The organism is Agilicoccus flavus, from assembly GCF_014857905.1.
Classification (GTDB): domain Bacteria; phylum Actinomycetota; class Actinomycetes; order Actinomycetales; family Dermatophilaceae; genus Agilicoccus; species Agilicoccus flavus.
This window is the reverse complement of record NZ_JACYXE010000004.1, coordinates 139,455-161,631: the sequence shown is the minus strand read 5'-3', so window position 1 is coordinate 161,631 and position 22,177 is coordinate 139,455. Positions and strand designations below refer to the sequence as shown.

Annotated in this window: 17 protein-coding genes and 1 other RNA gene; 5 read left to right on the top strand and 13 right to left on the bottom strand. The window is 74.0% G+C overall.

Annotation, left to right across the window (positions count from 1 at the left end; genetic code table 11):
• The gene (locus ICW24_RS08115; RefSeq protein WP_226345213.1) at nucleotides 1-1,059 is read right to left on the bottom strand and encodes an RDD family protein; all 1,059 of its coding nucleotides are present in this window, start codon (nucleotides 1,057-1,059) and stop codon (nucleotides 1-3) included.
• 49 nt (nucleotides 1,060-1,108) lie between these two features.
• On the opposite strand from ICW24_RS08115, the gene ICW24_RS08110 reads away from it, so the two are divergent.
• Complete coding sequence (locus ICW24_RS08110; RefSeq protein ID WP_226345212.1) at nucleotides 1,109-1,618, top strand: Lrp/AsnC family transcriptional regulator; 510 nt, start codon at nucleotides 1,109-1,111, stop codon at nucleotides 1,616-1,618.
• A gap of 25 nt (nucleotides 1,619-1,643) precedes the next feature.
• Here ICW24_RS08110 and ICW24_RS08105 read toward each other — a convergent pair whose 3' ends face one another.
• On the bottom strand, nucleotides 1,644-3,395 hold the full coding sequence (locus ICW24_RS08105) for a DEAD/DEAH box helicase (protein WP_226345211.1): 1,752 nt from the start codon (nucleotides 3,393-3,395) through the stop codon (nucleotides 1,644-1,646).
• 63 nt (nucleotides 3,396-3,458) lie between these two features.
• Nucleotides 3,459-3,743, bottom strand: a complete 285-nt coding sequence (locus ICW24_RS08100) for a DUF3039 domain-containing protein (RefSeq protein ID WP_226345210.1) — start codon at nucleotides 3,741-3,743, stop codon at nucleotides 3,459-3,461.
• A 219-nt stretch (nucleotides 3,744-3,962) separates the two neighbouring features.
• Here ICW24_RS08100 and ICW24_RS08095 point away from each other — a divergent pair, with 219 nt between their 5' ends.
• Nucleotides 3,963-4,730, top strand: coding sequence for a polysaccharide deacetylase family protein (locus ICW24_RS08095; protein WP_226345209.1), 768 nt, complete (start codon nucleotides 3,963-3,965; stop codon nucleotides 4,728-4,730).
• A 6-nt stretch (nucleotides 4,731-4,736) separates the two neighbouring features.
• Here the strand turns inward: ICW24_RS08095 and ICW24_RS08090 are convergent, their stop codons facing one another.
• Nucleotides 4,737-5,297: a YqgE/AlgH family protein gene (locus ICW24_RS08090; protein ID WP_226345208.1), complete on the bottom strand. Its 561-nt coding sequence runs from the start codon at nucleotides 5,295-5,297 to the stop codon at nucleotides 4,737-4,739.
• Between the two features lie 87 nt (nucleotides 5,298-5,384).
• Complete coding sequence (locus tag ICW24_RS08085; protein WP_226345207.1) at nucleotides 5,385-7,586, bottom strand: DEAD/DEAH box helicase; 2,202 nt, start codon at nucleotides 7,584-7,586, stop codon at nucleotides 5,385-5,387.
• A 697-nt stretch (nucleotides 7,587-8,283) separates the two neighbouring features.
• Between ICW24_RS08085 and trxA the strand changes: the two genes are divergently transcribed.
• On the top strand, nucleotides 8,284-8,814 hold the full coding sequence (gene trxA / locus ICW24_RS08080) for a thioredoxin (RefSeq protein ID WP_307781317.1): 531 nt from the start codon (nucleotides 8,284-8,286) through the stop codon (nucleotides 8,812-8,814).
• 100 nt (nucleotides 8,815-8,914) lie between these two features.
• Here the strand turns inward: trxA and ssrA are convergent.
• The 8 genes from ssrA to ICW24_RS08040 form a co-directional block, all read right to left on the bottom strand.
• Nucleotides 8,915-9,283: a transfer-messenger RNA gene (ssrA, locus tag ICW24_RS08075) on the bottom strand.
• 183 nt (nucleotides 9,284-9,466) lie between these two features.
• Entirely contained in the window at nucleotides 9,467-9,886 is a 420-nt protein-coding gene (locus ICW24_RS08070; protein WP_226345206.1) for a pyridoxamine 5'-phosphate oxidase family protein, read from the bottom strand.
• A gap of 130 nt (nucleotides 9,887-10,016) precedes the next feature.
• Nucleotides 10,017-10,487, bottom strand: a complete 471-nt coding sequence (gene smpB, locus ICW24_RS08065) for an SsrA-binding protein SmpB (RefSeq protein ID WP_226345205.1) — start codon at nucleotides 10,485-10,487, stop codon at nucleotides 10,017-10,019.
• Nucleotides 10,488-10,597: 110 nt separating this feature from the next.
• Nucleotides 10,598-11,506 (bottom strand): permease-like cell division protein FtsX, encoded by a 909-nt coding sequence (ftsX, locus tag ICW24_RS08060; protein WP_226345204.1) that lies wholly within the window; start codon nucleotides 11,504-11,506, stop codon nucleotides 10,598-10,600.
• Nucleotides 11,503-12,288 carry a cell division ATP-binding protein FtsE gene (ftsE, locus tag ICW24_RS08055; RefSeq protein WP_226345203.1) on the bottom strand — a complete coding sequence of 262 codons (786 nt, stop codon included), beginning with the start codon at nucleotides 12,286-12,288 and terminating at the stop codon, nucleotides 11,503-11,505. The genes ftsX and ftsE overlap by 4 nt, the downstream gene beginning before the upstream one ends.
• A 173-nt stretch (nucleotides 12,289-12,461) precedes the next feature.
• Entirely contained in the window at nucleotides 12,462-13,574 is a 1,113-nt protein-coding gene (gene prfB / locus ICW24_RS08050; protein ID WP_226345202.1) for a peptide chain release factor 2, read from the bottom strand.
• A gap of 85 nt (nucleotides 13,575-13,659) precedes the next feature.
• Complete coding sequence (locus ICW24_RS08045) at nucleotides 13,660-14,913, bottom strand: phospholipase D-like domain-containing protein (RefSeq protein WP_226345201.1); 1,254 nt, start codon at nucleotides 14,911-14,913, stop codon at nucleotides 13,660-13,662.
• Between the two features lie 65 nt (nucleotides 14,914-14,978).
• A complete protein-coding gene (locus ICW24_RS08040) occupies nucleotides 14,979-16,421 on the bottom strand; it encodes a nitronate monooxygenase (RefSeq protein ID WP_226345200.1) in 1,443 nt (480 codons plus the stop codon).
• A gap of 321 nt (nucleotides 16,422-16,742) precedes the next feature.
• Here ICW24_RS08040 and ICW24_RS08035 point away from each other — a divergent pair, with 321 nt between their 5' ends.
• Together ICW24_RS08035 and ICW24_RS08030 are read left to right on the top strand one after the other, a co-directional pair.
• Complete coding sequence (locus ICW24_RS08035) at nucleotides 16,743-21,314, top strand: type VII secretion EssC family protein (RefSeq protein ID WP_226345199.1); 4,572 nt, start codon at nucleotides 16,743-16,745, stop codon at nucleotides 21,312-21,314.
• 529 nt (nucleotides 21,315-21,843) lie between these two features.
• The gene (locus ICW24_RS08030) at nucleotides 21,844-22,092 is read left to right on the top strand and encodes a WhiB family transcriptional regulator (protein ID WP_226345198.1); all 249 of its coding nucleotides are present in this window, start codon (nucleotides 21,844-21,846) and stop codon (nucleotides 22,090-22,092) included.
• Nucleotides 22,093-22,177 lie beyond the last annotated feature (85 nt).

Here is a 22,177-nt window from a genome sequence, read left to right as displayed (position 1 = left end):
TCAGCGGCGGTGCGCGCCGCGGCGGACCGGGCGGTCGCCGCCCCGAGCGCTCTCGCGCTCACTGCGGCTCGCGAGCTCACCCTCGTCCGCCGCTCGCCGAGAGCGTCCACCGTCGCGGTCGCCGTCCCGGTCGCCACGCGATCCCCGTCGACCGGCGGACCCGCCGAGGCCGGAACGCCGCGCGGCCCGGGACCCGGTCCCCCCTGCGCCCGTCTCGAGCCGACCGCGCACGACCTCGGTGGACACCACCTTGTCGTGCAGGGCCTGCCGACGAGGGTCACGCAGCGGCCACAGGTAGTCGACGACCTGGAACATCGCCGCGAGGAAGCTGATGACGGGGACGTTGCCGAGGATCGAGGCCGCGTACTTGACCACGGAGCGACGCAGACCGAGGGACACCGGAACGGGACCGGGTGCGCCGATCCGCCGCACGTGGATGCCGACGGCCATGCGGCCCAACGTGGCTCCGCGCCAGGCGAGCATCCCCACCTCGTACACCAGGGTGATGACGAGGCTCGTCAGGGACAGCGTCGCGGCGAGCTGGAGCAGCTCGGGCGACGGCGCGGGCAGCGTCCCGTCGGCGGCCCGGATCTGGGCCAGGAGCCGCTCGGTCTCGGCGGTGATCCGGTCGGCCCGGGGCAGCACGAACGGCATGAGCAGGACGTAGGTGACGAAACCGTCGAGGACGTAGGCCACCACACGGCGCCACCAGCCGGCCCGGCGCAGTCCGTCCTGGGCGCGCGCGGGGTCGGCCCCGGCGCCGCCGTGCCGGTGGGCGCGGCCGTGGGGCGCACCGCCCGGCGCGGGACCCCAGCCGGGAGCCCGACCGTGGTCGGACGGCCCGCCGCCCCACGCTTGGGGTCGGCCGCCGGAGGCGGACCCGGGCGCCGGAGGGCGGCCGGTCTCGGGCCACGAGCCACCGGCGGGGCCCTGCGCCGGGGGTTGCGGGCGACGTGGACGCTTGAGCGCGGTGTGCTCGGTCCAGACGACCCCGTCGAAGTAGCGGAGCTGTTCGTCGTCGCGGGGGTCGTCGTACCAACCGGAGGGGCGCTGCGTCATACCGCCCAGTTTCCCAGACCGCACGGACGCGGCGCGCTACGGTGACGAGGTGACCACCGGGATCGACGCGCTCGACGCGCGGATCATCACCCTCTTCACCGAGCAGCCGCAGATCGGCATCCTCGGCGCCTCCCGCGAGCTGCGCGTCGCCCGCGGCACGGTGCAGTCCCGGCTCGACCGGCTCCAGAAGCGGGGGGTCATCACCTCGCTGGCCCCGACCGTGTCGGCCGCCGCGACCGGTTTCCCGGTCACCGCGTACTGCAACCTGCAGATCCGGCAGACCTCCGGTCAGACCCCCATCGCGACGCACCTGTCGGCGATCCCCGAGGTGGTCGAGGCCCACACGATCACCGGCTCGTTCGACATGCTCCTCGTCGTCGTCGCCCGGTCGAACATCGACCTGCAGCGCGTCATCGACCAGATCGTCGAACACGAGCAGATCGAGCGCGCCTCCACCCAGATCGTCCTCGCGACCCACATCGAGCATCGGACCCTGCCGCTCGTGCAGGCCGTGGCCCGGTCGCTGGACGAGGACGTCCCGCAGGACGAGGCCGGCTGAGCCGGCCGCCGCCCCCGCGGGCGGGTCAGCGACGCCCGACGAACCAGCGGCGGATCTCCTCGATCCTCGCCGTGACTTCGTCGTGGGCGGCCTGATCGAGCGTCGGCCCCCCGCAGGCACGGCGCAGGTCGGTGTGCACGACGGCGTGCGGGGTCCCCGTCTTCTTCGCATAGGCGGCGACGAGCGAGTTGAGCTCCTTGCGCGTCTGGGCCAGGGCCCGGTGCGCCGACGGCGGCGGGGGCGCGGCCGGCCGCTTCTTCGCGTGCTCCGCCTGACGCTCCTTGAGGAGCATGCTCATCTGGTCGGGCTCGAGGAGACCGGGCAGCCCGAGGTACTCCTCCTCCTCGGGGGAACCGGCGACGGTGCCGAGGCCGAACTGCTGGGCGTCGAAGAGGACGTGGTCGAAGGCCGCCTTCGACTCGAGGGCCTCGAAGGACGTCTGGTCGTCGACGTCCGCGGTCCGGCTCGTCCGGTTGGCCTCCTCGAGAAGCGCCTCCTCGGGGGCCCACATGTTGCCCTCGTCGCCCGGCTTGCTCGGGCGGTCGAGGGCATGGTCGCGCTCGTCCTCGAGGCGGGCGGCGTGCTCGAGGATGAGCGGCACGCTGGGCAGGAAGATCGAGGCCGTCTCGCCGCGGCGGCGGGCCCGGACGTAGCGGCCCACGGCCTGGGCGAAGAAGAGCGGTGTCGACGTCGACGTGGCGTAGACGCCGACCGCGAGACGGGGCACGTCGACCCCCTCCGAGACCATGCGGACGGCGACGAGCCAGCGCGACGTCCCGGCCGCGTACTCCTCGATGCGCGCGGAGGCACCCGTGTCGTCGGACAGCACCACGGTCGGCGCCTCGCCCGTCAGCCCGTGGAGGATCTTGGCGTAGGCGCGGGCCTGCGTCTGGTTCGTGGCGATGACGAGGCCGCCCGCGTCCTCGACATGCCGGCGCACCTCGGTGAGCCGGCGGTCGGCGGCGGTGAGCACCGACGGGATCCACTCGCCCTTGGGGTCCAGCGCCGTCCGCCAGGCGTGGGCGACGGCGTCCTTGGTCATCGGTTCCCCGAGGCGGGCGGCGATCTCGTCGCCGGCCTTGGTCCGCCAGCGCATCGCGCCGCCGTAGGCCATGAACAGCACGGGGCGCACGACGCCGTCGCGCAGGGCCTCGGCGTACCCGTAGGAGTAGTCGCTGACCGATCGGCGGATGCCGGCCGCGTCGGGGGCGTACGTGACGAACGGGATCGGGCTCGTGTCGGAGCGGAACGGCGTGCCCGTGAGCGCGAGGCGGTACCGGGCGGGCTCGAACGCCTCCCGGATGGCGTCGCCCCAGCTCAGGTTGTCGCCGCCGTGGTGGATCTCGTCGAGGATGACGAGGCTCCTGCCCTGCTCCGTGCGGGCCCGGTGGACGAGCGGGCGGCTCGCGACCCCGGCGTACGTCATCGCGACCCCGTGGAAGTCGGCCGCGTGCCGACCCTGGGCGTTCGTGAAGCCGGGGTCGATCTGGATGCCGACCCGGGCGGCCGCCTCCGCCCACTGCGTCTTGAGGTGCTCGGTGGGCGCGACGATCGTGATGCGGTCCACGAGGCCCCGGTCGAGCAGCTCCGTGGCGACCCGCAGCGCGAACGTCGTCTTGCCCGCGCCCGGGGTCGCGACCGCGAGGAAGTCCCGCGGCAGGCGCTCGAGGTAGATCCCCAGGGCATCGGCCTGCCAGGCGCGCAGTTTGGAGGCGGTACCCCAGGCCGCCCGCTCGGGAAACGCCGGAGACAGGTGCGAAGCAGCAGAGGTACTCATAGCGCCTGCGACCCTAACCCAGGCCGGCCGCGCCGCCGCGGCGACGCCCCGGGGCGCCCGGGCTCAGTCGCCGCCGTCGGCCGGGGGACGCAGACCCTCGTAGATCTCCTTGCACATGGGGCAGACCGGGAAACGCTTCGGGTCGCGGCCGGGCACCCAGATCTTGCCGCACAGCGCGGTGACCGGCTCGCCCGTGACGGCGCTCTCGACGATCTTCTCCTTGCGCACGTAGTGCGAGAACCGTTCGTGATCGCCGTGGTCGGTGCGGTACTCGGTGTCGGTCTGCGTGCGCTCCAGCGTCGACGTCGCGGGTCCGGCCGGTCCTGGGGTCGTCGTCATGGGTCGCATTATGCCGCCCCACCCCGCCCGAGTCCTGGACGGATGTCCCGTGCCGTCCCACACGGATGAGACCATGGGGGTCGACGCGTCCATCGGGGGGACGCGTCGACCGCCGCGCGGGGCCGGGGGCCGGGGTCCGAACGAGGTCGTCGACGAGCTCGCAGGGCCCGAGAGCGTCCGGCCGCCGCCGGCGGTGTCCGTCCGTCCCACATCCGGGGAGCATCGTTCATGGCCGACGTCATCCACACCGCCAAGCTCGCGGTCATGCGCGTGCTCGAGGCCGCGCCCGACCGCATCGGCTCGGTCAGCTCCGTGCGCACCCCGCACCCCCACATCGTCTTCACGTTCGACGACGGCCCCACCGCGGGACGAACGCCCGACGTGATGCGCGCCCTCGACGAGCACGGCGCGACGGCGACGTTCTTCGTGCTCCTCACGAGCGTGCGCGCCCACCGCCACCTGCTGCTCGACCTCGTCGCGGCCGGCCACGAGATCGGGTTGCACGGCATCGACCACCGCCATCTGCCCACGCTGAGCGGCCAGGAGGTGTACGACAACGTCCGCGCCGGCGCCGCCGAGATCGAGGACGTCACCGGGGTTCCGGTGCGCTGGTTCCGGCCCCCGTACGGCGACCAGTCGATCGCCGCGTGGCGTTCGATCCGCCGGGCCGGGATGACGTCGGTCATCTGGAGCGGGACGAGCTGGGACTGGAACCCCGACGTCGACAACGACGTGCGGGTGGCCAAGGCGTCGATGAACCTCTCCCCCGGGGCGATCCTGCTCTTCCACGACGGCCACGCCGCCGAGGCGGAACTCGCCTTCGACGGCCCCGAGCCGGTCCTCGACCGCTACGACCTCGTCCACCGCGTGCTGAGCGTGTGCGACGACCGCGGCCTCGTGGGCCGCAGCCTCGGTGACGCGCTGGACGCGGGCGGCAGTCTCGTCACGCGCCCGCACTTCAACCTGCGCCCGCGCCTGCCGCGCCGCGCCGCCTGAGAACCGTCAGTTGAGGGTCGGGTCGCGCGGGTAGGTCGCGACCCAGGCCAGCGAGCCGCCCTGACGGCGCAGGACGCTGCGCCAGAGCCGATCGGGGGCGTCGGTGAAGACGTCACCCACCTCGGGGTCGACGACGTACCAGCCGCCGGCGCGCAGTTCGCCCTCGAGCTGCCCGGCGCTCCAGCCGGAATAGCCGGCGAACACCCGCAGCCCGGCGACGGCGGGGACGACGAGCTCCGGCGGCGCGTCGAGGTCGACGACCCCGACCGAACCGAACAGCAGCTTGGTGCCGATGGGTTCGGCCTCACCGGGCACGCTGACCAGGCCCAACGCGGTGTCGAGGCCGACGGGCCCGCCCTGGAACAACCGGTCGGGATCCGACAGGTGCCCCTCCCACGTGGGCAGGACCCGCTCGACGCCGGCGCTCAGCGGCTTGTTGAGGACGAGGCCGTGGGCCCCCTCCTCCGAGTGCTGCAGGAGGAGGACGACGCTGCGATCGAAGATCTCGCCGCCGGTGTGCGGCGAGGCGACGAGGAGCCGGCCCGCGAGTGAGTCCACGTTCTGCATTGTGCCGCAGGGGCGGGGGATCACTCCCCCGCCCCTGCGGATGACGCGCGCTCGCGCGAGTGACGCGGCGCGTAGACGCCGCTGTGCTCAGCCGTCGCGGCGGCGGTCGCGGCCGCCGTACCCGCCCGAGCCCCGGTGCCCGCCGTCGCGGCGGGGGCCGGAGCCGCCGCCGAAGCGACGGCCGCGGCCGACGGGGCGACGCGGCGGGTCGAGCAGGCGCCGCAGACGCTCCTCCGGGATCGCCTCGCCACTCGTCGGGCGGGCGCCGGTCGCGGCGAGGATCGTGTCGTCACCGGGGCGCACCCGCACCGGCTCGACGGTGAGGCCGGCGTCCCGACCGATGCGCTCCATCATCTTCTTCTGGTGCGGCAGGGCGAGGGTGACGACCGTGCCCTCCTCGCCGGCGCGGGCCGTCCGCCCGGCGCGGTGCAGGTAGTCCTTGTGGTCGGCCGGGGGGTCGACCTGGAGGACGACCGAGACGTCGTCGACGTGGATGCCGCGGGCGGCGACGTCGGTGGCGACGAGGACGGGCAACGTGCCGTCCTTGAACGCCGCGAGCACCCGGTTGCGGGCACCCTGGTTGAGGCCGCCGTGCAGGGCCGCCGCGAACACGCCCTGCTCCCGGAGCTGCATGGCGACGCGGTCGGCACCGAGCTTCGTGCGCACGAACACCACGGTGCGGCCGTCGCGGTTGGCGACCTCGGCGGTGATGACCTTCTTGTGCTGCGGCTCGATGAGCAGCACGTGATGGGCCATCGTCGTGACGCTGGCGCGGGCCTCGTCGGTGGAGTGCGTCACCGGGTCGACCAGGTAGCGCTCGACGAGCTCGTCGATCCCGTTGTCGAGGGTGGCCGAGAACAACAGGCGCTGCCCGCCGGCCGGGATGAGGTCGAGCAGGGCCGTCACCTCGGGCATGAAGCCCATGTCGGCCATGTGGTCGGCCTCGTCGAGGATGGCGATCTCCACCCCGTCGAGGATGGCCGCACCGCGGTCGACGAGGTCGTTGAGGCGGCCCGGGGTGGCGATGAGGATGTCGAGCCCGCGCTCGAGCGCGTCGAACTGCGGCGGGTAGGGCATCCCGCCGGCGACAAGCTTGTGGCGCAGGCCGAGCACGTGGACGAGCGGCTGGAGGGCGTCGCTCACCTGCATCGCGAGCTCGCGGGTCGGGACGAGCACGACCGCGCGGGGGCGGTTGGGGCGGGCCGTCCCGCCGGCGAGGCGCGCCAGAGCGGCGAGACCGAACGCGAGCGTCTTGCCCGACCCCGTCCGGCCCCGGCCCAGCACGTCGCGTCCGGCGAGCGCGTCGGGGAGCGTGGCGGTCTGGATGGGGAACGGCTCGGTGATGCCGTCGCGCGCCAGGCGCTCGACCAGCGGCATGGGGACCCCGAGCTTCGCGAAGCCGTTGTCCTCCGTCACCGGGGCCGCATGCCGCTCCGGTCGCTCCGGACGGGTGTGCGTCGTCGGCGTGTTCTCGAACAGCCGCGTGTGGCGCTCGGCAGAGCGGCGCCCCTCGCCCTCGGCGCGGGCGTCGCGGGTCGGGCGCTCGTCGCGCTCGAAGGGGCGGCGCGCAGGGCGGTCGCCACGGTCGTCGCGGTCGAACGGACGACGCTCGCCCCGGTCGTCACGCTGGTAGGGACGACGCTCACCCCGGTCGTCACGCTGCTGGTACGGGCGACGCTCACCCCGGTCGTCACGCTGCTGGTACGGGCGACGCTCACCCCGGTCGTCACGCTGCTGGTACGGGCGACGCTCACCCCGGTCGTCACGCTGCTGGTACGGGCGACGCTCACCACGGTCGTCACGCTGCTGGTACGGGCGACGCTCGCCCCGGTCGTCGCGGGAGGGACGACGGTCGTCACGGTCGTACGGACGACGCTCACCGCGGTCGTCCCGGCCGTACGGGCGACGGTCGTCACGTTCGAACGGCCGGCGCTGCGGGCGGTCGCGGTCGCGGTCGACGGGGCCGCGGGCACCCCGGTCCGTGCGGTCGAAGGACGGGCGCCCGCTGCGGGCGCCGCGGTCGTCGCGCCCGAAGGGACGGCCCTCGTCGGCGCGGGCCCGGGGCGCGTGACCGCGCTCGCCGCGCTCGGCGTCCGGGCGGGAACGGTAGCCGTCGCGGGGACGGCGGTCCTCGCGCACGTCGTCCCGGCGGTCCTCGCGTCGCGGCGGACGCGGGTCGGCATCGGTGCGGCGTGCGTTGCGGGCCTTCTTGACGGTGCGGGCCTCCGCCTTCTGGGCGGTGCTCCAGCGGGTCTTCTTCGTGCCGTCGTTCGGTCGTTGTCCAGGCATGGTTCTTCCTCGGCTCGTGTCTCGTGGGCGCGCTCCTGCCGCCGCGGAGGCGGCGTGATCTCGAGAACGAGCCCTGTGCCGGGCCTCGTGGGCCCGACACGCGAAGGACCGGTCGGCCCTCGCGGATCTCCGGGTGCCCGGTGGCGGGCAGCGCCACGACGTCGTGGGGCGGAGATCGGTCGATGCGTCCCGCGTCGCAGGTCGGTGGGTCTCGACGACGCCTCGGCGTCATCCGGACCCGCGCGATGCGGGTGAAGCTGGCGTGGGGATCACGCGCTGCTCACTCCGGCGCCTGACCTCGGATCGCGGTTCGGCGATCGGGTGGCGCGGAAGAAGTCGGATCGGACCGGCACATGGCCAGGTGACCCGATCGACCATCCTAGCACCGGTGTGGACTCGGATAGGGCCAGAGCATCGAGCTCCCCACGGGGCCCCTCCTCCCCGTGAGGCGCCCGACCCTCCGACCTCGCGGGTCGGCGCCACACGGCGACTCGTTCGCGAGCCGGTGGCGCCGGCCCGAAGGCACGGACGCGACGCGGACGCGACGACACGCGCTCGCAGCCTACCGGACCCGGTGAGCAACCGCTCAGCCCGACGGGGGCAGGCTCGGCCACCCGGCAGCCCCCTCGGGCCGGGCGACGTCGGCCCGGGTCGTCTCGCGGGGAATCGTCACCGACCTCGTGACGTTGGCGCCCGTATGACCACCACCGCCCTGACCGAAGAGAACTTCGCGCAGACCATCGCCGGCTCGGACATCGTGCTCATCGACTTCTGGGCCTCGTGGTGCGGACCGTGCCGCCAGTTCGCGCCGATCTACGAGGAGGTCTCGAACGCCAACCCGGACATCACGTTCGCGAAGGTGGACACCGAGGCGGAGCAGGGGCTCGCCGCCGCGGCCGAGATCACGTCGATCCCGACCGTCATGATCGTCCGGGAGGGGATCCCGGTGTTCGCGCAGGCCGGCGCGCTGCCCAAGGACGCGCTCGAGGACGTCATCGCCCAAGCGCGGGCCCTCGACATGGCCGCCATTCGGGCCGAGATCGACGCCGCCGCGGCCCAGAACGCAGGGGGGCAGCCCGCGCAGGCCGCCGCGGGGACGTCGCCGACCGACGTGCCGCAGCCCGCCGGGTCCGATCAGGCGACCGCTCGCCCCGCGGAGCCGCAGCGCCCCACCACGGGTCAGGTTCCCGGCGTCGACTTCCCCGACCAGAACGGCGCCATCGTCTGATCACCGTCCCGACCTGCCCACGCACGACGAAGGCCGCCCCGGAGCATCCGGGGCGGCCTTCGTCGTCGACGAGCACGTGTGACGCGACCCGCGACGCGGGTGGTGGAGGTGGCGGGAATCGAACCCGCGTCCGCTGACGTGACACCAGGGCTTCTCCGGGCGCAGTGCGCGAAACGGATTTTCTCGGCCCCAGGGCTCGCACGCACGCGTCCCCTGACAGGCCCAGTCGAGTAAGAGTCCCGCACCGTCCCCCGACATGACGGCGCAGCGAGCTACCTAGCTGACGCCAGGAACTGAGCCGGTAGCGAACTCAGGCTGACGGACTTCGAGGCTCGCTCAGGCGGCGAGGGCGAAGTCGGTGCGCTTGGAATCGGCACCTATTGGTTTGCAGGGAGCGTTGACGAGATGACCCTGCCTCCTCGGCCCGCTTCCCCTGGAATGACGATCAACGTCGAAACCGATCACCCCCCTGGTCGTTCGGGGGCGCGTCACACTGTGCTCTTGTCAAACTTCCGATGCCTCGCGGCTCCCGCGTCAACCGCGCGAGCCGGGGGCGTATTCCGCGCCGCACGGACGTGCAGTGGCGCAGCGCCCCATACTACCCGCGGTCCGGGCGCTGCCGCCACGGGTATCGGGGCGGGGGCGGGGGGCCTCAGGCCGGCGAGGGCGAGAGGCGGAACCGTCGACCGGTCGTCTCTCGGGGAGTGATCTCCACGTATCGCGTCTTGGGCGTCGGCACCCAGGACACCACCGGCAGCGCCTGGACGGCCTCGATGGCGGCGTCGTCCTCGAGCACCCGAGCGGTGCCGTGGACGACGACGCTCTCGGCGCGTTCGCCGACGATGCGGTCGGCCTCGTAGGCCACCCGGGCGTTGACGACGAGGCTGGAGAGCTTGCCGCCCTCGCTCGTGGCGAAGTACAGGCGGCCGTCGGCCAGGACCGCGTTGATCGGCAGGATGTCGGGTTCCCCCGCGACCGAGACGGCGAGGCGGCCGTAGGGCACCTCCGCGAGGATCTGCAGGCACTGCTCGTCGTCGAGGACCTCGACGGACGGGTGGTCGGCCAAGCTCATGGGGAACCTCCGAGGGGCGGGGCGGATGCGGCGCCGCGGGACGTGGAAACCCCATCCTCGCACCACCGCCCGGCCGCGACGCGGGTCGAAGGTCCCCGAGGTCGTCCGGCGTCGACGCTGCGCGGGGGCGTCAGCGCTCGGCGCGGGCCGAGATCGCGCGCTCGGCCTCGCGGCGGTCCTGCCGCTCGCGCAGCGCGTGCCGCTTGTCGTACTCCTTCTTGCCCCGGGCGAGCGCGATCTCGACCTTGGCGTGCCCGTCCTTGAAGTAGAGCGACAGGGGGACGATGGTGTGGCCGGACTCCTTCGCCTTCCCGGCGAGCTTGTCGATCTCGTGGCGGTTGAGCAGGAGCTTGCGCTTGCGGCGGGCGGCGTGGTTGGTCCAGGTCCCCTGCGTGTACTCGGGGATGTGGACCCCCTCGAGCCAGGCCTCTCCGCGGTCGATGGAGGCGAACCCGTCGACGAGGGAGGCGCGGCCCGCGCGCAGCGACTTGACCTCGGTCCCCCACAGGACGAGCCCGGCCTCGTAGGTGTCCTCGATGTGGTAGTCGTGGCGCGCCTTCTTGTTGCGGGCGACGACCGTCGTCCCCTTCTCCTTCGCCATGGCGCTCCCGCTCCTCCGACTCGTGCCGACGACCCAGCTCGATCGCCCGACCCACCAACGTACCGGGTGGACGCCCGCGACCACGATCCGTATTCCCGGAGCGGGTGCGCTCAGAGACGCACGTGCCGGCTGACGGCCACCCAGGAGGTGAGCGCGGCCAGGCCGAGAGCTCCCCCGACGAGGACGGGGGTCACGGCCCACACGTCGGCGGTCCCCACCCACGCGAATCCGCGGAACCACTCCCCGAGCCGTGAGACCCCGAGATGGACGAGGGCCCACAGCGCCCCGACGGCCAGCCCGGTCCCGAGCAGCGTGGCGAATAGCGTCTCGAGCACGAACGGGAGCCGGATGGAGGCCTTCGACGCCCCGACGATGCGCTGGATCGAGGTCTCGCGCCGCCGGCTCCACGCGACCTGCCGGATCGTCGTCGACACGAGCAGCACCATGCACAGCCCCATGACCGCCGCGAGACCCCACGCCGCGCGTTTGAGTACGTCGAGGGCGTTGAAGAGCGGGTCGAGCACCTCGCGGATGTCCCGGACGGTCGCCACCCCGGGCATGCCCGAGAACGCCTGGGCGACGAGCCCGTAGTCCCGTGGGTCGGTGAGCTTGACCCGGAACGCCGCGGGGATCGCCTCCTTGGGCGTCCGGGCGAACGTCTCGTTGTTCTTGAACTGCTCGGTGAAGCGCGCGAACGCCTCGTCCTGCGACTCGTAGACGTACGAGGCCACCTGGGGCTTCATGCTGTCGAGAAGGGTCGCCACCTCGAGGCGCTGCTGGTTCGTCACCGCCCCCGAGGAGCACGCCGGCTCGCTCGACTTGGCCGTGCACAGGAAGATCGAGACCTCGACCTTGTCGTACCAGTACCCCTTGGCCGCGTCGACCTGCCGGTTCGCGAGCAGACCGGTTCCGACGAAGAAGAGCGACACCGCGGTGACGAGCATGATCGAGACGGCCATCGAGACGCTGCGGCGCAGGCCGTTGCCCACCTCCGAGAGCAGGAATCCGGGGCGGATCATCGGGCGCCCTCCTCGTGCGTGGTGGCGGTCGGCGTCGGAGCGGGGTCGGGCCGGTCGGCGGCGGTCGAACCGGTCCGAGGTTCGTGCCACACCGCCCTGGGGCGGCCGTAGCCACCGCCCGCCTCGTCGCGGACGACGCGGCCCTCGTGCAGCTCGACGACCCGGGCGCGGACGTCGTCGACGATCTGGTCGTCGTGGGTGGCCATGAGCACCGTGGTGCCCTCGGCGTGGATCCTCCGCAGGACCTTGGTGATGTCGATGCTGGTGACCGGGTCGAGGTTGCCGGTCGGCTCGTCGGCGAGCAGCAGGCGCGGCCGCTTGACGATGGCCCGGGCGATGGCGACGCGTTGCTGCTCCCCGCCGGAGAGCTCGTGGGGCAGGCGTCGCTCCATGCCGGCGAGGCCGACGCGCTCGAGCGCCTCCGGGACGCGGCGGCGGACGTCGGCGCGCGGCGCCCCGAGGACGTCGAGGACGTAGGCGACGTTCCCGCTGACGGTGCGATCGGCGAGCAGGCGGAAGTCCTGGAAGACCATGCCGATGTCGCGGCGCAGGCGCGGGACGTCGCGGCGGCGGATCTTCGTCACCTCTCGCGAGCCGACGAAGATCTTGCCGGCACTCGCGCGGTCCTCCCGCAGGAGCAGCCGCATGATGGTCGACTTGCCCGACCCGGACATGCCCACGAGGAAGACGAACTCCCCGTCGGCCACGTGCAGGTCGACGTCGTCGAGGGCCGGCCGGTTCCGGCGACCGTAGGACATGACAACGTTCTCGAAACGGATCATCCACTCACCTCGGCGGCCACGACCCGCCCGACGACTGCTCCGGCCGGCCCCGCCGGGGCGACCACGCGGGCTCCCCCGCCGCGCGTCCCCAAGCTTACGGCCTCGCGCTCGGAGCTCCTTGCAGCCGTAGGGAACCGGGGTGATCGCGTGTTGGCGGCCCGGCCCCCCGACGGTCAGTCCTGCTCGCGCGCCGAGCCGATCTTCCAGCGGATCCCGGCCTCCATGAAGCCGTCGATGTCGCCGTCGAACACGGCGGAGGTGTTGCCGACCTCGTGCTCGGTGCGCAGGTCCTTGACCATCTGGTACGGGTGCAGGACGTAGGAGCGCATCTGGTCGCCCCAGCTCGCCTTGACGTCGCCGGCCAGCTCCTTCTTCGCGGCGGCCTCCTCGGCGCGCTTGAGGAGCAGCAGTCGCGACTGCATGACGCGCAGTGCGGCCGCGCGGTTCTGGATCTGGCTCTTCTCGTTCTGCATCGAGACGACCGTGCCGGTCGGGAGGTGCGTCATGCGCACGGCCGAGTCGGTCGTGTTGACGCTCTGTCCGCCGGGCCCGGAGGAACGGAAGACGTCGATCTTCAGCTCGTTCTCGGGGATGTCGATGTGGTCGGTCCCCTCGATGAGGGGCACGACCTCGACCGCCGCGAACGACGTCTGCCGCCGTCCCTGGTTGTCGAAGGGGCTGATGCGCACGAGCCGGTGGGTGCCGGCCTCGACCGACAGGTTGCCGTACGCGTAGGGCACGTTGACCTCGAAGGTCGCCGACTTCAGACCGGCCTCCTCCGCGTAGGAGGTGTCCATGACCTTCGTCGGGTACTGGTGACGCTCCGCCCAGCGCAGGTACATGCGCAGGAGCATCTCGGCGAAGTCGGCCGCGTCGACGCCGCCGGCGCCCGCCCGGATCGTGACGACGGCCTCGCGCTTGTCGTACTCCCCGGACAGCAGGGTCTTGACCTCGAGCTCGCCCACCGCCTTGCGCAGGGACCGCAGCTCGCGCTCGGCCTCCGCCATGGTCTCGGCGTCGTCCTCCTCCTGGCCCATCTCGACGAGGACCTCGAGGTCCTCGATGCGGGCGTCCATGCCCTCGATGCGCTCGAGCTCGGCGTTGGAGCGGGACAGCTTGCTCGTGACCTGCTGCGCGTGTTCCTGGTCGTCCCACAGGTCGGGGGCGATGGACTGCTGCTCCAGGTCGGAGATCTGGGCCCGGAGCGCGTCGAGGTCGCTGACCTCACGCACCGACGCCATGGTCGCGCGGAGTTCCTGCAGTTCGGATGCGAAGTCGAGGGCCACGATCGACCAGCCTACGCGACGGGCCCGCCGCGCCGCCGGGCGTCACCCGCGGGACCCCGCACGGGCGGGTGCGCGCCCGCCGGCCTCACAGGAGGGGGTAGAGGGGCGCGAGGATGGCCTCGACGACCCGGACGAACACGCCGCGCGACGCCCACTCCTCGCGGGTGAGCTCGCGCGAGTTGCCCTCGTCCATGGCGAAGATCTCCTCCATGTGCGACGCCATCTCGTCGCTGTAGATCGCGAGGTTGACCTCGTAGTTGCCGACCATCGACAGCCGGTCGATGTTGGCGGTGCCGACGGTGGACCAGCGTCCGTCGACGGTGGCCGTCTTCGCGTGCACCATCGCGTTGCGGTAGAGCCAGATGCGCACCCCGCCCTCGAGCAGCTTCTGGAAGTACCCTCGCGCCACCCAGTCGGCGACGACGTGGTTGCTGTACTCCGGCACGATGAGCCGGACGTCGACCCCGCGACGGGCCGCCTTGATGAGCGTCCCGAGGATCTCGCCGTCGGGGATGAAGTAGGCCTGCGTGATCCAGATGCGGTCGTGGGCCCGCTCCATCGCGCCGAGGTAGAGGCCGCGGACGGGGAAGAGCAGGCGGCTCGGGGCGTTGCGCGCGGCCTCGATGCGAGAGTCCCACTCGCGGGCCCCCCGGTCGTCCAGGGCCGGCTCCCGCCTCGGTCGGTATTCGTTCCAGAAGTCGACGAAGGCGTCCTCGAGCTCCCAGACGGCCGGGCCGACGATGCGCAGGTGCGTGTCGCGCCACTTCGTCGCGTACGTGTCGCCGATGTTGTACCCGCCGACGAAGCCGATGCGGGAGTCGACGACGAGGATCTTGCGGTGGTCCCGCCCGAGATGGCGCAGGTCGAAGTGGAGCAGTCCGCGCCGCAGCACCGGGAACCGGAGCACATGGATCCGGTGGTCGAACCGGAAGAAGGCGGGGTCGACGACGAGGTTGGCGAACGCGTCGTAGATGAGGTAGACCGACACGCCGCGCCGGCTCGCCCGCTCCAGCGCGTCCTTGAACCGCCGGCCCACCTCGTCGCCCTTGAAGATGAACGACTCGAGCAGGACGAGCTCCGTCGCGGAGTCAATCGCCTCGATCATGTCGTCGTAGAGCGTCGCGCCCCGCGTGTAGGACGTCACCGACGTCCCGGCGATGTCGATGGTCCGGGGCTCCGACGACGGGAACCGGGTCTCGCTCGCGTCGCGTCGCTTGCGCAGCTCGTCGACGGCGATCACGCCCGCGGCGGCCGCCACCTGCAGCGCGGCGCCCCCGGCCAGCGACCATCCCAGCGCCCGCGGGACGTGACGGCGGACGAACGCGGGGGTGAGGCGCATGAGCCCCACGTTACGACGCGGGACCCGCCCGGCGGGCGAGTGGCACTGTGTCCGCGGGGGACCCGTCAGGCCGAGCGGCGGGCCGCGACCGAGCCCGAGGCCAGCCAGCGCACGGCGGTCGCGGCGCCCCACCCGTCCGGGTGGTCGGCGAGGAGGGCGCGCGGCCCCGCCAGGTCCTGCCCCAGGGTCACGGCGGGCGCCTCGACGTATCCGTCCTTGCGCTCCTGGCCGAGCCCGATGTCGGCCATGAGCCCGTTGCACAGGCACTTGCGACCCGCCGTGTCCTCGAGGTCGCCGCCCTTCTTGAGGTAGGCGTCGACGGGCTCGGCCGCGCAGCGGTACCCGATGGAGCCGTTCTCGCGCTCGTACGGCTCACGCAGGTAGGACAGGTCACACAGCCGCGGCCGCGCCTGGTACGTGTCCTCGGCCGCCATCGTGCCTTCGAGCGAGGCCATCTTGAACGGGAAGCCCGTGGGCGAGGCCCGCGGGTCGTTGCGGACGTGCAGGGAGTCGGCGGCGATGCCGCGCAGGAGCCGACGGCGCAGGTCGAGGCGTAGGCCCGACTCCTCCGCGAGCGCGAACACGGTGCCGCACTGGACCCCGGTCGCCCCGAACCGGAGCGCCTCGGCCACCTTGTCGGGCGTGCTGTACCCGCCGGCGAGCCAGAACGGCAGGCCGAGGTCGAGGATCTTCGCGAGGTCGGGCAGGTCGCGTGCCGCGTAGATCGGGTCGCCCTGCTCGTCGAGCTGCATCTTGCCGCGCGGCGGCGCGCTGTGGCCGCCCGCGGGAGGCCCCTCGACGACGAAGCCGTCGGGGCGGATCTCGGGGTCGCGGAACAGGTAGGTGGCGAGGCTGTGCAGCGAGACGATGGCGAGGAACTGGGGGCGGCGGAGCGGCGGCAGCTCGTCGCCGAGGACCTCGACGGGGTCCACCCCGGTCGAGTACCGCTGCGAGGCGCCGGCGACGTCGACGGTGACGGTGCCGCGCCGGCCCGCCGCGAGGTCGGTGAGCAGCCGGGGGATCTCGCGGGGGATGCCGGCGCCCATGATCACGTAGTCCACACCGGCGAGCAGGGCGCCGAACACGGCCGTGGGCGTGCCCATCTGGATCTTCTCGAGGAAGTTCACCCCGACGAGACCGTCGTGCCCCTCCTTGGCCAGCCACACCTCGGCGAAGTTCGCGGCCACGCTCAGCTCGATCGCCGCGCGCGAGGGAGAGATCGTCAGCGTCGGGTTGGGGCGATACGGCGCCCCCTGCCGACCCTGCTCCCGGAAGTACTTGTCGACGATCCGGGCCGCCATCGCGGGCGACGGGAAGTGGGCCAGCGCCCGTCGGTAGTGGCCGCCGGGGTCGCCGTCCTGCAGCGTCCGGGCGAGGACGCCGTCCAGGGCCGTCCCGGACACGATGCCGAGGTGGCCCTCGCGGGACACGGCCGAGGCGAGGCGCCAGGACGACACGGCGATGCCCATGCCGCCCTGGATGATGATCGGGTCGATCGCCGGTCGCACGTTCGGGCTCCTTTGGATCGGGCGGGGCGGGGCTGTCGGTCGACGGGCGACTCTCGCACGGCGACGCGCGGTGGACGAGCGCGAGCACCCGACCGGGGTCCGCGCATCTGCGGAACCTACGGGACCGTAGGTTACGGGACCGTCAGCCTACGCCCCCGGCGCGCCGGGGCGCCCGACGGGAGACCCCGGCCGGTGTTGTGGCCTGCGTCACACTAGCGCGCCCACCCCCCACCCGTCCCGCGGAACGACCGGCGGAGGGCCGGGGGCAGGCCTGTGGACGACGCTGCGGGTCCGAGCCGCGCGCGGGCCAGGGTGGACGCCGTGCTCGTCCGACTCCTCCTGGCCACCCCCCGCGGCGACGTCCTCGCGCTCGCCCGCGCGCCCGAGGGCACGGCGGCCGCGGCGCTGTGGCCGGACCTCGTCCGTGCGTGCCGCGACGGGGCCGGCCCTCCCGGGGCGGAGGCGGGCGAGGAGGCCTCGGCGGCCACCCCCGGTGGTCGCGGCGACGACGTCGACGATCCGGCCCTCGGCCGGGCGGGCCACCGGCCGGGTGGGCACGTCCCGCTGACGATCCAGGGGCATCCCCTCGATCCGTGCAGTCGACTCGGTTCCCCGCCACTCGTCGACGGGGCCCGCATCGGCCTCGCGGACGCCGCCGACCCGGGAGCCGGACCAGGGCGGTCCCCGGGACCGCGGGCCGACACCGGTCTCGAGCTCGTCGTCACCGGCGGACCGGGCGCCGGGCGCCGGAGGGCCCTGTCCCCGGGGGTGCACGTCCTCGGCCGCTCCGGCGATGCCGACCTGGTCGTGGCCGCCGACCCCGGGTTGTCACGACGACACGTGAGGCTCGAGGTCGACGGGCGCGGCCGGGTGCACGTCGCCGACGCCGGCAGCCGGAACGGGACGCGGATCGGGGGACGCCCGCTGCGCGGTCGCACCCGGCTGCGGCCGGGGGTCGACCTTTCGTGCGGCGCCACGACCCTGCAGGTCAGGGCACGTCCGAACCCTCGGCCCCGCGGCACCGCGCGGGGCGACGGCACGGTCGCCCTCAATCGCCGCCCGCGGGGACAGGCGCCGCTCCCCCCACCGCTGCGCCGCCTGGACGCGGTGCCGCAGGAGGGCGAGGCCCCGGCCCTCGACGCCCTGACGGTCCTCCTGCCGGTGACCGTGAGCCTCGTCGTCGCGGGCGTCACGGGCAGCGCGATCTTCCTGCTCTTCGGCCTCCTCTCCCCCGCCCTGGCCCTGGCCCAGACGATCGGCGAACGCCGGCGGCGCCGGCGCCGGCACGCGCAGGCGCTCGCCGAGCACGCGGCCGACCGGGCCCACGCGGCCGACCGGCTCGCCGCCGACACCACCCGGGAACGCCGCCGGCGGGAGGCCGACTGCCCGGATCCGGCCCGGGTCGCCGACATCGCCGCCGCGCGCCTCGACGACCTCTGGGACCGCCGCCACGACGACCCCGACCTCCTGCGGGTGCGCCTCGGGCGCGGCCGGGTGCGGGCGCTCGCCGGCCTCGACGAATCGGGCCGCGGGGTGCGGCACCCGTGGCTCGACGACGCCCCCGTCACGCTGCGGCTCGACCGGGGGCCGGTCGGGGTGCACGGCCCCCGGGACGCGACCCTCGCTCTCGCCCGGTGCCTCGTGGGCCAGGTCGTCACCCGCGCCTCGCCCCGCGACGTGCGGGTGTGGGTGCTGGCGGCCTCCACCTCCCACCTCGCCGACTGGTCGTGGGTGGCGCTCCTGCCCCACGCCCACGGCGACGACGCGGAACTCGCCCGCTGCGCGGCGTGGTTCCCCAGGGCCGCCGGGGTGAGCACCCTCGCCGGGCGCGTCGCCGCGAGCGCCCGCTCCGCCGGGACCGCGACGTCGCCCGCTCACGTCGTCGTCGTCGACGGCGCGCACGACCTGCGGGCGGTCCCGGGGATCGCCGACCTCCTCGACGGCCTCCCCGGGGTGCACCTGCTGTGCCTGGACGAGGCGCGGTCCAGGCTGCCCGTCGAGTGCGCCTCTCTCGTCGACCTGACGGCCGACGCGGCGCTTCCCGACCCGACCCCAGCCGACAGGGCTGCGGACCCCGACGTCGGCCCGACGCTGACCGGGCCCGCGGCGGTCGACGTCCACCGCGGCCCGGTCCGCGTCGACGGCGTGGACGAGGACTGGTGCGTCGGCCTCGCGCGGGCCCTCGCGCCTCTGCGCGACGTGACGGCGCGTCTGGACGACGGCCCGGGCGCGTTGCCCGTCGCCGTCGACCTCGCCGATCTCCTCGCGGCGACCGACCCGGAGCGCGTCGCGGAGACGTGGGGCGAGCGCCCCCGCGACACCCGCGCCGTCGTCGGCGTCGGCGCGCACGGCCCCCACGCCGTCGACCTGCTCACCGACGGGCCCCACGTGCTCGTGGGCGGGATGACGGGTTCGGGCAAGTCGGAGCTGCTGCGCGCCCTCCTCGTCTCGCTCGCGTACGTCAACCGCCCCGACGAGCTGGCGTTCGTCCTGCTCGACTACAAGGGGGGATCCGCGTTCGACGGGTGCGCGGGCCTGCCGCACACCGTGGGGGTCGTCACCGATCTCGACGCGGAATCGACGCATCGCGCCCTGATCTCCCTGCGCGCGGAACTCCGGCGCCGCGAGGAGACCCTGCGCCGGGCGGGGGCGACGACGATCGAGGAGTACCAGGGACTCCGCGACGCCGCGGAGCGTGCGCCGATCGGGCGCCCGGACGGGCCGGCGCCCGGTCCGCTGCCCGCCATGCCGCGCCTCGTCGTCGTCGTCGACGAGTTCCGGGCGCTCGCCGAGGAACTGCCCGACGTCGTCTCCGGCCTCGTCCGGGTCGCCACGCAGGGTCGGTCGCTCGGGCTCCACCTCGTCCTCGCCACCCAGCGCCCCGCGGGGGTCGTCTCGGCCGAGATCAAGGCCAACACCAACCTGCGCATCGCGCTGCGGGTCCGTGACCGGGCCGACTCCCAGGACGTCATCGACGCCGACGACGCCGCCCGGCTCCCGACCGACCGACCCGGGCGGGCCCTGCTGCGGACGGGCGGCGGGGCGCTCGTGTCGGTCCAGGTCGCCCGCACCGGCGGCACGGCGCCCCGTGGCGCGACCCGACCCGCGCTGCGCCTGCTCGGGATGCACGACCTCGCAGAGCCCACCGCGGACGTCACGACACCGGTCACGCGGGTCCGGTCAGGCGGGTCGGCCGCCTCCCGGCCGACGTCCGGACTCGACAGGCCGGAGGGGCCTGAGGGGCCGGAGGGGCACGGCGCCGTCCTCCGCGCGGCCGCGGCCCGGTGCACCGTCGACCCGGTCGCGGCGCCCTGGCTGCCGCCGCTGCCGACGCGCCTGTCCATCGCCGACCTGCCCGCCCAGCCGCCGTCGGAAGGAACCCTGCGCGACACGATCGCCGGCGAGGAGAGCACCGCATACCGCGAGGGCCCCGCCGACGCACTCCTGCCGTTCGCCCTCGCGGACCTCCCGGATCGGCAGTGTCGAGCCACCGTCGGCGTGGGGCTGCGGGCCGGCGATCACGTCGCGGTCGTGGGCGGGCCGGGGTCGGGTCGGTCGAGCACCCTCGCCACCCTCGTCGAGGCCGCCGGGGAGCACTGTCCGGACGCCCTGCACGTACACGTCCTGGACGGGGCGCACGCGCTGGCCCCGGTCGCCGGCGACGCGATGTGCGCGACGTACGTGGGGGTCGACGAGCCGGGTCGGATGCGGCGCCTGCTCGCCCGGCTCGCGGGCGTGGTCCGTGAGCGCTCGCGGACCACGGCATCGAGGCCGGGTGAGCACGGTGGGCAGGGTGGGCCGGACACGACACTCTGCCCCGCGTGCGGCGGACGCACCGGCGGCCGACCCGCCGCGGGAACCCCGGCGCTGCTGGTCCTGGTCGACGACGTCGACCGCGTGCGCGAGGCCGTGGAGCGCGTCGATCCGGCCGCCGTGGAGGACCTGCTCCTGGTGCTGCGGCGGGGATCCGCGTGCGGCGTCCGGGTGGTCGCCACCGGTGGACGGAGCCTGTTGTTCGGCACGCTCGGCGGCCTGTTCGGCGACCGGTTCCTCCTGCGCGTCACCGATCCGGCCGACGTCCTCCTCGCCGGCCTGCCCGCCGCGGCCGCTCCCCCGGCGATTCCCGGCCGGGCGCGCCGCCTGAGCGACGGCGCCCTCGTGCAGATCGCCAGGGTCGACGCCGGCGGACGGACGACGCCGCCCGGGCGACCGCGTCCGCGGCGGGGCCGGCCCTCGTGCCGACCGGTCTCCGCGTGGCGCCACGACGCGCTCCCCGCCGCCGTGGCCCTCGCCGACCTGCCGGAACCGGCCGGCCGGCCGGACTCCGGCGGGGGGCTTCCCTTCGGCCTGGCGGCGGACACGCTGTCCGGTGTCGGGTTGCCCCCGGGTGAGTACCTCGCGGCCGGCCCCCCGGGCAGCGGACGCACCACCCTGCTGCGGACCCTCGCCGCCGGCGCCCGGCGTCGCGGGGCCGCGGTGACGGTGGTCGGGGCCGACCCCGGCGCGGGGTGGCCGGAGGGCACCCGCGTCGAGGGATCCGGCGAGATCCCGGCTCCGCCGCCGGCCGGGGTTCACCTCGTCCTCGTCGACGACCTCGAGCGCCTCGCCGACACGCCCGTCGAGGACGCGCTGCTGCGCCTGCTCGCCGTCCACCGACCCGACCGCACGATCGTCGCAGCCGGGGACTCGACCCGGGTGGCCGCGTCGTTCCGGGGCCTGGCTCCCGCGCTGCGCCGGAGCGCGCGCGGGATCCTCCTGTGTCCCGGGCCGGCCGACCGCGACGTGCTGGGCCTCGCCCCGCCGGTGGGCGAGGCGCCCTTTCCCGGCCGCGGCGCGCTCTGCGACCGCGGCGTGTGGACCGTCCTGCAGGTGGCGCTCCCTCCCGACCCGTGAGCGCAGCCGGCCCGGGCCGGCTGCGCTCGCGGCACCAAGTAGGTATCGATCCGGTCACGGCCTGGCCGACCGGCCCCGGTCCGGGCCCCCGGCCAATCGGCGGCGCAGGCCTGCCACCAGCGGCGTCACCGGATCGCCTCATGGGTACGCGGCATTACCACATCGGCCGCCACCACGGCCGGCTTCCTCCGTGTCGTGGGTGTGGTTAAGATATTGTCCGCGCCGTCTGTGACACACGTCACAGGATCGAATGCGCAAAGGGCTTCAGAACCCTTGTCGAGTGCTGCCGTGATCTGTGAGTCTGGGAACAGAGCGGCCACTGCGTCCGTTGCCATGACGTGCTCGCGATCCGCGGGCTCATCGGTGCAACAGATTCCCATCCGCGCCCGGCGCCGGACCTGTGGTCACAGGGGAAGCGGCGACGCGAGCGGGGTCATGCGGGCGGGTGCGCCGACACCGCCGATCGCCGGAACCGCACAGCGCGGGCCCGCGAGGTCGGACCCGTACGACGACTGAAGGAGTACCACCCATGGACTGGCGCAGTCGCGCTGCCTGCCTCGAAGAGGACCCGGAGCTGTTCTTCCCCATCGGGAACACGGGTCCGGCTCTGCTCCAGATCGAGGAGGCGAAGGCCGTGTGCCGTCGCTGCGAGGTGCAGGACACGTGTCTCAAGTGGGCCATCGAGTCCGGCCAGGACGCCGGCGTGTGGGGCGGCCTGTCGGAGGACGAGCGCCGCGCGCTCAAGCGCCGCAAGGCGCGCGCGCGTCGCGCCGGCTGAGCCCACCCACCCCGGAGCCCGTGACGACGACGAAGAACGAGCCCCCGCGAAGCCGGTGACCGCCCCGCGGTCACCGGCTTCGTGT

Bases quoted from the DNA above. Each gene is read 5' to 3' on its own strand.
- ICW24_RS08115 (WP_226345213.1), bottom strand. From the start codon at position 1,059: ATGACGCAGCGCCCCTCCGGTTGGTACGACGACCCCCGCGACGACGAA.
- ICW24_RS08105 (WP_226345211.1), bottom strand. From the start codon at position 3,395: ATGAGTACCTCTGCTGCTTCGCACCTGTCTCCGGCGTTTCCCGAGCGG.
- ICW24_RS08100 (WP_226345210.1), bottom strand. From the start codon at position 3,743: ATGCGACCCATGACGACGACCCCAGGACCGGCCGGACCCGCGACGTCG.
- ICW24_RS08095 (WP_226345209.1), top strand. From the start codon at position 3,963: ATGGCCGACGTCATCCACACCGCCAAGCTCGCGGTCATGCGCGTGCTC.
- ICW24_RS08090 (WP_226345208.1), bottom strand. From the start codon at position 5,297: ATGCAGAACGTGGACTCACTCGCGGGCCGGCTCCTCGTCGCCTCGCCG.
- ICW24_RS08085 (WP_226345207.1), bottom strand. From the start codon at position 7,586: ATGCCTGGACAACGACCGAACGACGGCACGAAGAAGACCCGCTGGAGC.
- trxA (WP_307781317.1), top strand. From the start codon at position 8,284: ATGACCACCACCGCCCTGACCGAAGAGAACTTCGCGCAGACCATCGCC.
- ICW24_RS08070 (WP_226345206.1), bottom strand. From the start codon at position 9,886: ATGAGCTTGGCCGACCACCCGTCCGTCGAGGTCCTCGACGACGAGCAG.
- smpB (WP_226345205.1), bottom strand. From the start codon at position 10,487: ATGGCGAAGGAGAAGGGGACGACGGTCGTCGCCCGCAACAAGAAGGCG.
- ftsX (WP_226345204.1), bottom strand. From the start codon at position 11,506: ATGATCCGCCCCGGATTCCTGCTCTCGGAGGTGGGCAACGGCCTGCGC.
- ftsE (WP_226345203.1), bottom strand. From the start codon at position 12,288: ATGATCCGTTTCGAGAACGTTGTCATGTCCTACGGTCGCCGGAACCGG.
- ICW24_RS08045 (WP_226345201.1), bottom strand. From the start codon at position 14,913: ATGCGCCTCACCCCCGCGTTCGTCCGCCGTCACGTCCCGCGGGCGCTG.
- ICW24_RS08030 (WP_226345198.1), top strand. From the start codon at position 21,844: ATGGACTGGCGCAGTCGCGCTGCCTGCCTCGAAGAGGACCCGGAGCTG.